The following is an 11,775-nucleotide window of genomic DNA, read 5'->3' on the forward strand; positions in this document are numbered from 1 at the left end:
GCTCGCTATCACAAGACCACAATGAAAGCCTTAGTTTTTTTACCTACTTAAGGGAACGAGCAATGAATAATTTTACTCTGCATACCCCCACCCGCATTCTGTTTGGTAACGGCGCGATTGCCGACCTGCGCGATCAAATCCCATCTGATGCCCGCGTCCTCATCACCTACGGCGGCGGCAGCGTTAAAAAAACCGGCGTACTCGACCAGGTTCACAGCGCGCTGGCCGGGCTGGACGTGCGTGAATTCGGTGGTATTGAGCCTAACCCGTCTTACGAAACGCTGATGAACGCGGTGAAAATCGCCCGCGACGAGAACATTACCTTTTTGCTGGCGGTCGGCGGCGGTTCCGTGCTTGACGGCACGAAATTCATCGCCGCTGCCGCACACTACGCGGACGGTGTCGATCCGTGGCACATTCTGCAAACCAGCGGCAGCGATATTCGCAGCGCGATTCCAATGGGCTCCGTACTGACCCTGCCGGCTACCGGTTCCGAGTCCAATAAAGGCGCGGTCATTTCCCGTAAAACTACCGGCGACAAACAGGCATTCCATTCGCCGTTCGTTCAGCCGGTCTTCGCGGTACTCGATCCGGTTTACACCTATACCCTGCCGCCGCGTCAGGTCGCCAACGGCGTCGTTGATGCCTTTGTGCATACCGTTGAGCAGTACATCACCTATCCGGTGAACGCGAAAATTCAGGACCGCTTTGCCGAAGGCATTCTGCTGACGCTGGTGGAAGATGGCCCGAAAGCGCTTCAGGAGCCGGAAAACTACGACGTGCGCGCTAACGTGATGTGGGCGGCGACCCAGGCGCTGAACGGTCTGATTGGCGCAGGCGTGCCGCAGGACTGGGCCACCCATATGCTCGGCCATGAGCTAACCGCGATGCACGGCCTCGATCACGCGCAAACCCTGGCGGTCGTTCTGCCTGCGCTGTGGAATGAAAAACGCGACGCCAAACGCGGCAAGCTGCTGCAATATGCCGAGCGCGTCTGGAACATCACCGACGGCAGCGAAGACGAGCGCATTGATGCCGCTATCGCCGCCACCCGCAACTTCTTCGAGCAGCTCGGCGTGCCGACCCGCCTTTCCGGCTACGGTCTGGACGGCAGCAGCATCCCCGCACTGCTGGCAAAACTGGAAGAGCACGGCATGACCGCGCTGGGCGAACACGGCGATATTACTCTCGACGTGAGCCGTCGTATTTACGAAGCGGCGCGCTAAGCATTTTGTCTTCCGACTTTCGTTTTTGACTTTTTCGTCCAGACTTAATGCACACAACTTCGCCGGGATCGCTCCGGCGAGTTTCCAATAAGGAGGAATGCATGACACATCCAGGCGTAATCAAACTTCAGGACGGCAACGTAATGCCACAACTGGGTCTCGGCGTGTGGAAAGCAGGCAATGACGAGGTAGTCCAGGCCATTCATAAAGCGCTGGAAGTGGGCTATCGCTCAATTGATACCGCTGCCGCGTACAAAAATGAAGACGGTGTAGGGAAAGCGTTACAGAGCGCGGGCGTTCCACGTGATGAAATTTTCGTTACCACGAAACTGTGGAATGACGATCAGAAGCGTCCTGCCGAAGCCTTGCAGGAAAGTCTCGACAAGCTACAGCTCGATCATGTGGATCTGTACCTGATGCACTGGCCGGTTCCGGCTATCGATCGCTATGTCCAGGCGTGGGAAGGGATGATCGATCTGCAAAAACAGGGGCTGGTAAAAAGCATCGGCGTCTGCAACTTTCAGATCAACCATCTGCAACGGCTGATTGATGAAACGGGCGTTACGCCGGTGATCAACCAGATCGAACTGCATCCGCTGCTCCAGCAGCGCCAGCTTCATGCGTGGAACGCCACGCACAAAATCCAGACCGAGTCCTGGAGCCCGCTGGCCCAGGGCGGCGACGGCGTATTCGATCAGAAAGTGATCCGTCAGCTTGCCGATAAATACGGCAAGACCCCGGCGCAGATCGTGATCCGCTGGCACCTTGATAACGGCCTGGTGGTGATCCCGAAATCGGTCACGCCATCACGTATCGTGGAGAACTTCAACGTCTGGGACTTCCGTCTCGACAAAGACGAGCTGGGCGAAATCGCTAAACTGGATCAGGGTAAACGTCTGGGACCGGATCCGGATCAGTTCGGCGGCTGATTGCCCGTCACCTTATTGATATCAACCCGATGACACACTTCCGGCGGCGTTTCACTCGCCGCCGGCAACTGGCAGATAACGCCAATTTCCACCCCGTCCAGCTCATGCGCATTGCCTAATCGGCCTGCGGCAAGATAGTCATACTGCTGCGTTGCCGTCTGAAAGTGCAGCCCCGCACGATGTACCCAGTCCATCGGCCCTAATGGCAGGAAAAAAACCCATTTATGCTTCGCAGGAAATGAAAAACGTCCGTTGTTGTCAGACACGGCGCTTGTCTCTCCGGCATTGCTCGAATACGTCACGCTCGCCCCCGCCAGCGGCTGTCCGCGACTATCCAGCAGTTGACCTTCCACCCTCGGCTGAGATTGATAGTGCGTTACGCACCCGCTTTGCAGCAGGGCGACTAACACAAGGCCCAGACAAAATCGTTTTTGCATCCTTTTTCTCGCGTCATTAATCCCTCTTTATTGACTACCGTTTCAGTTGTTAAGTCAATGAGTCGTGCGCTTTTCAGAAATCATTCATTCCCCTCCGCCCGGTCCCATGGTTACGCTAGCGCACAGGATCTTAACGACAAGGAATGGCGCGTGAAAAACTGGCGGCTACGCAGAGATTTACTGCTTAATCAGGAGCTCACGCCTGGCGGCGTAAGTCCGTGGCTCAACACTAATCTGCTTTGCCGCTGTCAGGATAAAGACTTTATCGCCGGTGAAATGCTCGATTCCACGCCGCTCAACGGCGGGCGCGTTCATGTTCTGATGCAGCTATCACTTAATAAAGCACGCGTCGATGCCCAACGACTGCTGGGATTAACGCTGGTTCGCGACCGTAACAGCCAGCAATGGCAAGCGGAAGCCGTGAAACTCAAGGCCGGGAAGAAAACACAATGAGACCTCTCCTTCTCTTGCTGTGCCTCATTTTCAGCGCCTGTGTACTGGCGCAAACGCCGCCTCTCTCGCCGGAGCAAACCGTCAGGCAGCTTTATCAGGCTTACGGTCAGGATTCTGCATCGCCCCCTCCTTACTTTGGCAATATCGGTGAAAAAGCGATTATTTCCACGCGTATGCAAAATGCCGTGGCGCTTAACCACCAGCTAACTTTACGAGGCGATGCAAACTGGCCGGATAGCGATCCCTTATGTGAATGCCAGGATTATGAGAATCTGGTACTGGAAAGCGTGGCGATAAAGCCCGTCGATGAAACGCATGTGAATGCCGTCGTACGTTTTCGCCCTTTTGCGGACAGTGATGAGCGTGTGACGCAGACGCTCATGCTAGTCGCGGAAAATGACCGCTGGTTAATTGATGATATTCGCGGCAAATATGGCGGTGTTTATCAGAATATCAACAGGGCGAATCAGAGCATGCTCGCAAAACTGGCATCGCTCCAAAAAGCGCAGCCGGAGGATTTTGTTTATGCGCTTTTCAATCATCTGAATGATTATTCCTGGCCGTGGACTTGGGCCGTATCGCAGCAGTATCGGCAGGCGGTAGAAGAGTATTATCAGGCGTCCTTTTATAGCCGCGAAGAGTGGGCTGCCCAGAAAGGGATCCTTGCCAGAACAGCCACGCGCCCCTGGCCCTGGTCGTGGACCAGACCCTTTGCAAGAGAATATCGTCTGGCGGTCAATAGCGATAATCAACAGGCTTTTGTCCGGCCCGATCGATTAACGGAAGAGATGAGCGTTGATAGGTTTTATCTCTACAATAATCCCATTTGTCATTGTGTTGAATCGCAGCTTAATGATGTGGAAGCGATCCACATTGTTGAACAATATGACAATTTTGCCAGAATAGAGGTTCTTTTTTCTCTTAAAGACGCCGCATCGGTGGAACATAAAGAGCAACAGTTAATGCTGCGTCGCGTTGATAACCGGTGGGAGATTGAGGATTTCATTGATCCTGAAAGCGGCAGCCTGCTTAAGCAAATGCAGGCCATTACCCGCCAGAGAATTTGGGGAGAGTGAGACGCAATCCGCCAACATGATCACATTGTCCCGGCAGAAACGCTGCCGGGACACCCCTTTAACGTCCCGCCGATTTCACGCGTTTCTTATTTGCCGCCAGCCCCTGTCGCTGATGCGCCACCGGCGTATGCTTAGTCAGCGCCGGACGGCTATTGCGGTTCTGCCGCCGTGCTTCGCGCATCTCCTCAAGGGTCGGCGCAGGCACCAGACATTCGCGGCGTCCACCGATCAGATGCTTTTTACCCATCGCTTCCAGCGCCTGACGGATCAGCGGCCAGTTAGCCGGATCGTGATAACGCAGCAGCGCCTTATGCAACCGCCGCTGTTTATCGCCTTTCGGCACCACCACATCTTCACTCTTATAGTCAATCTTACCCAGCGGGTTTTTGCCGGTGTAATACATGGTCGTTGAGTTCGCCAGCGGCGACGGATAGAAGTTCTGCACCTGATCCAGACGGAAGCGGTGGCGCTTCAGCCACAGCGCCAGATTGACCATATCCTCATCCTCCGTTCCCGGATGCGCGGAGATGAAATAGGGGATCAGATACTGCTCTTTACCCGCCTGCTTCGAATAGGTATCAAACAGTTCCTTAAAGCGATCGTAGCTGCCCATTCCCGGCTTCATCATCTTCGATAATGGACCCGCTTCCGTATGCTCCGGCGCGATCTTCAGGTAGCCACCCACGTGATGCGTCGCCAGCTCTTTGATATAGCGTGGATCCGCCACGGCCAGATCGTAACGCACACCGGAGGCGATCAGGATTTTCTTCACGCCTTTCAGGTCGCGGGCGCGACGGTAAAGATCGATCGTCGGCTGGTGATTGGTATCCATATGCGGACAGATTTCCGGATACACGCATGACAGTCGACGGCAGGTCTGTTCCGCGCGCGGCGAGGTACAGCGCAGCATATACATATTGGCCGTCGGCCCGCCGAGATCGGAAATCACCCCGGTAAACCCGGGTACAGAATCGCGGATCGCCTCGATCTCATTGATGATCGAATCTTCCGAACGGCTCTGGATAATGCGCCCTTCATGCTCGGTGATCGAGCAGAACGAGCAGCCGCCAAAACAGCCGCGCATAATGTTAATTGAGAAGCGGATCATCTCATACGCCGGAATGCGGCTGGTGCCGTATGCCGGATGCGGCACGCGCTGGTACGGCAGGGCAAATACGCTGTCCATCTCTTCCGTTGAGAGCGGAATGGCGGGCGGGTTGATCCAGATGTAACGGTCGCTGTGTTTCTGCATCAGCGCCCGCGCGCAGCCTGGGTTGGTCTCATGGTGAAGAATGCGCGAGGCGTGGGCATACAGCACTTTGTCGCCCTTCACTTTCTCGAAGGAAGGCAGCAGGACGTAGGTTTTCTCCCACGGCTTCGGACGCGGCGGCTGCACGGTGACGGTTTTCGCTTCCTGCTTTTTCGGCGCAACCGGTTTGTTTTCCGCGCACGGCAGATCGTCACCATACGGATGCGGGATCGGGTCAATCTTCCCCGGCGTGTCGAGACGAGTGGAATCCACGCCGCTCCAGCCCGGCAGCGCTTCTTTAACGATAATCGCGGTATTGCGTACATCGCGGATCTGGCTAATCGGCTCGCCCATCGCCAGACGATGCGCCACTTCCACCAGCGGACGCTCGCCGTTGCCGAAGATCAGCATGTCGGCTTTGGCATCCACCAGCACCGAGCGGCGCACGGTATCAGACCAGTAGTCATAGTGCGCGGTGCGCCTGAGGCTCGCCTCAATGCCGCCGAGAATAACCGGCACATCTTTCCATGCCTCTTTACAGCGCTGGGTGTAGGCGAGCGTTGCGCGATCAGGGCGCTTGCCCGCCACGTTATCTGGCGTATAGGCATCGTCGTGGCGCAGCTTGCGATCCGCGGTATAGCGGTTGATCATCGAGTCCATATTGCCCGCCGTCACGCCGAAGAAAATATTCGGCTTGCCGAGGCGCATAAAGTCGTCTTTGCTGTTCCAGTCCGGCTGGGCGATGATCCCCACCCGGAAACCCTGCGCCTCCAGCATCCGCCCGCAGATCGCCATGCCAAAGCTCGGGTGATCGACATACGCGTCGCCGGTAACGAGAATAATGTCGCAGCTATCCCAGCCAAGTTGATCCATCTCTTCGCGCGACATCGGCAAAAACGGCGCGGGGCCAAAGCAGGCCGCCCAGTACGGCGGCCAGGAGAAGAGGTCACGATCCGGCTGGATCAGGGATATTGCGCTCATAATGCTTCCGGGGAAAAAATAATCAAAGGGCGTGGATTATATGCCGAATACCACCGACAAATGAAGGGAGATTTTTGCAATAATAGTGCGTAGATGCCTTGTTGAACCAGAGCCTGCTACAGACAGGCTCTTAAAAAAAACGTTACGGTGCCGGATTCACCAGTAACTGCCCTATCGATCCCCGGTCCGCCATTTCCAGTGTCTGGCTGGCGTACTGGAACGGGAAATGCGCCCATGATGGCTGACCGAAATAGACCAGCAGTTCCACCTGACCGTCGATCCAGACGGTATCTTTCCAGCCGCGATCTTCCGGGAACGGCATTGCGCCGTTCACGTTGCGGATCTGGAACATAACGCCTTCGATGTGGAAAGGCTGCGGCTCATCGGCACGCACCGTCCAGCGCTCCCAGGTTCCCTGCTGAGCAGTGATGTCGATCCGCTGCGGGTCCCAGAGCTGACCATTAATACCCGGATCGTCGCCGAGGGTAATATCGCGGCTGCGCACCGGCGCGCCGCTGATCAACTCCGCCGACAACAGGCGCTGCGGCAGGCTGTCAGTCACCAGCGGCAGCAGGCCCGTCGGGCGTAACGTCAGCACCAGCGTCGAAATCAGGATGCTCGACGGTTCAAAGAAGCCGCGAATACGGTCCATAATGCTCGCCGCTTCGCCGCAGGTGATCGAGACTTCATCGCCGTTAGTCATATCCACGAGGATCTCACGTCGTTCGCCCGGTGCCAGCGAAAGCTGTTTGAGCGAAACGGGCGCAGGCAGAAAACCCTGATCGCCGGAGATCACGTGGATGGCGCGACCGTCACTCATTTGCAGCTGATAGCGGCGAGCGTTGGACGCATTCAGCAGGCGCAGGCGCACCCAGCCGCGGGACACTTCCACGTAAGGACTCTGCGCACCGTTGACCAGCAGCGTATCGCCCACAAATCCGCCGCTGCCCGGCTCGCTGTACTCCGGCGTGCCGAAGTTATCCAGCCGTTTATCCTGAATAATGACCGGGAAATCATCTACGCCATAGTGGCTCGGGATCGGCAGCGACTTACTGATTTCGTCTTCCACCAGCCACATTCCGGCCAAGCCCTGATACACCTGCTCGGCCATGCGGTTCGGGGTGTTGGCGTGATACCACAGCGTCGCGGCGCTCTGACGGATGGGTAATACCGGTGCCCAGTCGGCATTCGGCGACATCATCCGTGCCGCGCCGCCGATCAGTGGCCCCGGAACCTGCAATCCGCTGATGGTCATCGCCACATTCTCGGTCATCCGGTTGCTGTAGATAAGCTTAACGTCATCACCGCGCCAGACGCGAATGGTCGGTCCCAGATAGCGTCCGTTAATGCCCCAGACCGGCGCCCGCGTGCCTGGCGTAAACGACCAGTGCGAGCGTTGCAGCGTCAGAAAGATCGGCTGTCCGCGACGGGATTCCAGCAACGGAGGGACCGGTAACGCCTGCTGCTGCCCGGCAGCGTTTGCCCTCAGCGGCACCGCACCAGCGCAAAGCGCCAACCCTGATGCCTGAACAAACTGACGCCGACTGAGTGACATATGTGCTCCATAAAGATAAAAATAAGTAAAAGGGTTCCGTTTCCCGCCGGGCAAAAACCAGATTAACGCTTTTCCGCCGCTTCCCGTTCGGCAACTTCTTTATCAAGTTCTGCAATTTTAGCCGCCATGATTTCACGGCAGTGGGCGGCGAGATCGCGAACCTGATCTTTACCCCACGCGCTGGTATCAACCGGCGGCAGCATTTCAACAATCACCAGGCCATTATTTAGCCGGTTGAGCTTGATTTTATTCGACGTGTTGGACACGCAAACCGGAATAACAGGCACGCCTGCCGCAATAGCCGCATGAAAAGCGCCGGTCTTAAACGGTAATAAGCCCCGCCCGCGACTGCGCGTTCCCTCTGGAAACATCCAGATGGAAATGCGGCGCTTTTTAAATTGATCGACGACGGCGGCAATGGTGCTGTGCGCGCGGGAACGGTTATTACGGTCAATCAGCAGATTGCCGGTCAGCCAGTACAGCAGGCCGAAGAACGGGATCCAGACGAGGCTTTTTTTGCCGACGGTAACCGTCGGCGGCTGCACGATGCTGGAGGCTGTCACCATATCGTAGTTATTCTGATGGTTGGCGATATAAATAGCGTTGCCATAGCTGGCGGCATCTGCCGGGCGGCGTAGCTCAACCTTCAGGCCAAATACCGGCGCAAGGCGGCCGAACATATGGCCGAAAGTAGCAACGTGTTTTGGGTTACGTGGACTAAACAGACAGTAAATACAGCCGAATACGCATACCAGGATGCTGTAGATGACCACAACAATTAAACGCAAAATTGAAAGCATAGCTACCTCTGACACCCGTTTCGCTTAGAATTATACGTTACCGTTATGCGAAACAGTATGTGGTGAATTGCAGGTTCCCAAATGGGTATTGTTAATCGCAACGGGTGAATTAACAACGGTTTTGCGGCAATTTTTAACCGCATCCCCTTCCGTTGCCAGAAGGGGAAATACAGATTTACTCTTCGCTATCGCCTGCGCTCGCCCGGCGCGGAGAATCGATGTCCACGCGGTCGATTTTTTGCAGGCCGCGCATCAGCGAGCCGCGACGGCCACGCTCGCCGACCACTTTCTGCAACTCTTCCGGACGCAGCTTGATCTTGCGCTTGCCGACATGAATAGTCAGCGTGCTCTGCGGCGGTAAAATGAACAGATGCGCCAGGCCGTCGGTACCGGCAGCCGCTTCAGCGCCAGGAATGCTGATGATCTTGTTGCCCTTACCTTTCGACAGCTGCGGCAGATCGCTGACCGGGAACATCAGCATTCGTCCGGCGTGCGTGATCGCCAGCAGCATATCGGATTCATCTTCGATAAGCAGCGGCGGCAGAACGTGCGCATTCTCCGGCAGCGTAATCAGGGTCTTACCCGCGCGGTTACGGGAAACCAGATCGTTGAAGGTGCAGACAAAGCCGTATCCCGCGTCCGACGCCATCAGCAGCTTCTGCTCGTCGCCGGTCATCAGCATATGCTCAACCGTTGCGCCCGGCGGCAGCGTCAGTTTGCCGGTTAATGGCTCGCCCTGACCGCGCGCCGACGGCAACGTGATGGGATCGATAGCGTAGCTGCGACCGGTGGTATCGATAAACACCACCGGCTGATTGCTCTTGCCTTTTACCGAGGCTTTCCAGCTATCGCCTGCTTTATAGTTCAGACCCTGTGCGTCGATATCGTGGCCTTTGGCGCTACGCACCCAGCCCATCTGCGACAGCACGATAGTCACCGGTTCAGACGGCAGCATATCGTGCTCGCTCATGGCCTTCGCCTCTTCACGCTCTTGCAGCGGAGAGCGGCGATCGTCGCCGAACGCGTCGGCATCGGCCTGAAGTTCTTTCTTCAGCAGGGTATTCATCTTGCGCTCGGATGCCAGAATGCCCTGTAGCTGATCGCGCTCTTTCTCCAGTTCGCTCTGCTCGCCGCGAATTTTCACCTCTTCCAGTTTGGCAAGATGGCGCAATTTCAGTTCGAGGATCGCTTCGGCCTGGGTTTCGCTGATGCCAAAACGTGACATCAGCGCCGGTTTCGGTTCATCTTCCGTGCGGATGATTTCAATTACTTCATCAATATTGAGAAACGCGACCAGCAAACCTTCGAGGATATGCAGGCGCTTAAGTACTTTCTCAAGACGGTGATTGAGGCGGCGGCGTACGGTATCGCGGCGGAATACCAGCCATTCGCTTAAGATTTCCAGCAGGTTTTTCACCGCCGGGCGTCCGTCGAGGCCGATCATGTTCAGGTTAATGCGGTAGCTCTTTTCCAGATCGGTCGTGGCGAACAGGTGATTCATCACCTGATCCATATCCACCCGGTTGGAGCGCGGGACGATCACCAGACGCGTCGGGTTTTCGTGATCTGATTCGTCGCGCAGGTCATCGACCATCGGCAGCTTTTTGTTGCGCATCTGGGTGGCGATCTGCTCCAGCACGCGCGCGCCGGAGGTCTGATGCGGCAGAGCGGTGATCACCAACGCGCCATCTTCTTTTTTCCATACCGCGCGCATGCGCACCGAACCGCGCCCGTTCTCGTAAATTTTACGAATTTCGGCGCGGGAGGTGATGATTTCCGCTTCGGTCGGGTAGTCCGGCCCCTGGACGATATCCAGCAGTTCGTTCAGCGTGGTTTTCGGTTGCTCAATTAATTTAATCGCCGCATTCGCCACTTCACGCAGGTTGTGCGGCGGGATATCCGTCGCCATCCCCACCGCAATGCCGGTGGTGCCGTTCAGCAGAATATTCGGCAGGCGCGCAGGCAGCATTTTCGGCTCCTGCATGGTGCCGTCGAAGTTCGGCACCCAGTCCGCGGTGCCCTGCCCCAGCTCGCTTAGCAGCAGCTCAGCGTATTTGGACAGGCGCGATTCGGTATAACGCATCGCGGCGAAGGATTTCGGATCGTCCGGCGCCCCCCAGTTCCCCTGGCCGTCGACCAGCGGGTAGCGGTAAGAGAACGGCTGCGCCATCAGCACCATCGCCTCGTAGCAGGCGCTGTCGCCGTGAGGATGGTACTTACCGAGAACGTCACCGACGGTACGGGCGGATTTTTTAAATTTCGCGCTGGCGTTAAGCCCCAGTTCCGACATCGCGTAAACGATGCGGCGCTGCACCGGCTTTAAGCCATCGCCAATAAACGGCAATGCCCGGTCCATGATGACGTACATGGAGTAGTTCAGGTAGGCGTTTTCTGTGAATTCATGCAGCGCAAGGCGCTCTGCCATATCGCTCATTGATTGTGATTCCTCAACTTACACCCGGCTATTGATGGGCAATATTGCCGCAGATACTACCCTATCTGCCGCGTTGAGTCACAAAGAAAAAGGGCCGGAGAACCGGCCCGAAGGGGAATTATTTAGCGACTTTGTTAATGTGTTTCACGTCAATCTCAATGGAGTTGCGGCCTTTGTCCACTTCCCCCTGAATTTCAACGGTATCCTGCGGGGTAATAGTGACGCCGTTCCAGCGCTTGTCATCGATATCGACGTTAATCGTTCCGGAAGCATCTTTAAACAGGTACAGCTCGTCGCCCACGCGCTCCACCAGGGTACCGCGCAGGGTGACCGGTGCGTCGTCGTTAAGCTTTTTAGCGTTTTCGACGGTAATTGCGCTACTGTTCGGACCCTTGAATCCACCGTTTTGCGCGGCGTTCTGCGTCGCATTCGGCCCGTTAAATCCGCCCTGGTCGGCAGCAAACGCCGGAGCAGTACAGAGTGCCAGGACAGCAGCCATTGCAGCAAATTTTTTCATGTGATCCTCTCCCTTCAGTTTATTTCATCTTCATTAAACAGTGTAATGCTTAACAACTTCTTAAGCAGACGAAATATAATTTCCTGTACAACCTCCGACAGGAGAAGGTCTACTGGGG

The 11,775-nt window shown here is 56.2% G+C and carries 10 protein-coding genes; 4 read left to right on the forward strand and 6 right to left on the reverse strand.

The window, feature by feature from the left end; translation table 11 throughout:
- Positions 1-62: 62 nt before the first annotated feature.
- Together yqhD and dkgA are read left to right on the forward strand one after the other, a co-directional pair.
- On the forward strand, positions 63-1,226 hold the full coding sequence (gene yqhD, locus P0H77_RS18935; protein WP_276158754.1) for an alcohol dehydrogenase: 1,164 nt from the start codon (positions 63-65) through the stop codon (positions 1,224-1,226).
- 101 nt (positions 1,227-1,327) lie between these two features.
- On the forward strand, positions 1,328-2,155 hold the full coding sequence (dkgA, locus tag P0H77_RS18940; RefSeq protein WP_276158755.1) for a 2,5-didehydrogluconate reductase DkgA: 828 nt from the start codon (positions 1,328-1,330) through the stop codon (positions 2,153-2,155).
- Here the strand turns inward: dkgA and P0H77_RS18945 are convergent.
- Positions 2,140-2,592 carry a carboxypeptidase-like regulatory domain-containing protein gene (locus P0H77_RS18945; RefSeq protein ID WP_276158756.1) on the reverse strand — a complete coding sequence of 151 codons (453 nt, stop codon included), beginning with the start codon at positions 2,590-2,592 and terminating at the stop codon, positions 2,140-2,142. The genes dkgA and P0H77_RS18945 overlap by 16 nt on opposite strands.
- Positions 2,593-2,742: 150 nt before the next feature.
- On the opposite strand from P0H77_RS18945, the gene P0H77_RS18950 reads away from it, so the two are divergent.
- Positions 2,743-3,045 carry a hypothetical protein gene (locus tag P0H77_RS18950; RefSeq protein ID WP_276158757.1) on the forward strand — a complete coding sequence of 101 codons (303 nt, stop codon included), beginning with the start codon at positions 2,743-2,745 and terminating at the stop codon, positions 3,043-3,045.
- Entirely contained in the window at positions 3,042-4,121 is a 1,080-nt protein-coding gene (locus P0H77_RS18955; RefSeq protein ID WP_276158758.1) for a DUF3828 domain-containing protein, read from the forward strand. Before P0H77_RS18950 ends, P0H77_RS18955 begins: the two co-directional genes overlap by 4 nt.
- A gap of 58 nt (positions 4,122-4,179) precedes the next feature.
- Here P0H77_RS18955 and P0H77_RS18960 read toward each other — a convergent pair whose 3' ends face one another.
- The 5 genes from P0H77_RS18960 to P0H77_RS18980 form a co-directional block, all read right to left on the reverse strand.
- Entirely contained in the window at positions 4,180-6,351 is a 2,172-nt protein-coding gene (locus P0H77_RS18960; protein WP_276158759.1) for a YgiQ family radical SAM protein, read from the reverse strand.
- A 142-nt stretch (positions 6,352-6,493) separates the two neighbouring features.
- Positions 6,494-7,906, reverse strand: coding sequence for a cell division protein FtsP (ftsP, locus tag P0H77_RS18965; protein ID WP_276158760.1), 1,413 nt, complete (start codon positions 7,904-7,906; stop codon positions 6,494-6,496).
- A gap of 62 nt (positions 7,907-7,968) precedes the next feature.
- A complete protein-coding gene (gene plsC / locus P0H77_RS18970) occupies positions 7,969-8,706 on the reverse strand; it encodes a 1-acylglycerol-3-phosphate O-acyltransferase (protein ID WP_276158761.1) in 738 nt (245 codons plus the stop codon).
- Between the two features lie 175 nt (positions 8,707-8,881).
- Positions 8,882-11,140: a DNA topoisomerase IV subunit A gene (gene parC / locus P0H77_RS18975; RefSeq protein ID WP_276158762.1), complete on the reverse strand. Its 2,259-nt coding sequence runs from the start codon at positions 11,138-11,140 to the stop codon at positions 8,882-8,884.
- Positions 11,141-11,258: 118 nt separating this feature from the next.
- Positions 11,259-11,657 (reverse strand): YgiW/YdeI family stress tolerance OB fold protein, encoded by a 399-nt coding sequence (locus P0H77_RS18980; RefSeq protein ID WP_176918450.1) that lies wholly within the window; start codon positions 11,655-11,657, stop codon positions 11,259-11,261.
- Positions 11,658-11,775: the final 118 nt, after the last annotated feature.

Source organism: Superficieibacter sp. HKU1, assembly GCF_029319185.1.
Lineage (GTDB): Bacteria > Pseudomonadota > Gammaproteobacteria > Enterobacterales > Enterobacteriaceae > Superficieibacter.

Excerpts from the sequence above, each read along its gene's own strand:
- yqhD (WP_276158754.1), top strand. The coding sequence starts at position 63 with ATGAATAATTTTACTCTGCATACCCCCACCCGCATTCTGTTTGGTAAC.
- dkgA (WP_276158755.1), top strand. The coding sequence starts at position 1,328 with ATGACACATCCAGGCGTAATCAAACTTCAGGACGGCAACGTAATGCCA.
- P0H77_RS18945 (WP_276158756.1), bottom strand. The coding sequence starts at position 2,592 with ATGCAAAAACGATTTTGTCTGGGCCTTGTGTTAGTCGCCCTGCTGCAA.
- P0H77_RS18955 (WP_276158758.1), top strand. The coding sequence starts at position 3,042 with ATGAGACCTCTCCTTCTCTTGCTGTGCCTCATTTTCAGCGCCTGTGTA.
- P0H77_RS18960 (WP_276158759.1), bottom strand. The coding sequence starts at position 6,351 with ATGAGCGCAATATCCCTGATCCAGCCGGATCGTGACCTCTTCTCCTGG.
- ftsP (WP_276158760.1), bottom strand. The coding sequence starts at position 7,906 with ATGTCACTCAGTCGGCGTCAGTTTGTTCAGGCATCAGGGTTGGCGCTT.
- plsC (WP_276158761.1), bottom strand. The coding sequence starts at position 8,706 with ATGCTTTCAATTTTGCGTTTAATTGTTGTGGTCATCTACAGCATCCTG.
- parC (WP_276158762.1), bottom strand. The coding sequence starts at position 11,140 with ATGAGCGATATGGCAGAGCGCCTTGCGCTGCATGAATTCACAGAAAAC.
- P0H77_RS18980 (WP_176918450.1), bottom strand. The coding sequence starts at position 11,657 with ATGAAAAAATTTGCTGCAATGGCTGCTGTCCTGGCACTCTGTACTGCT.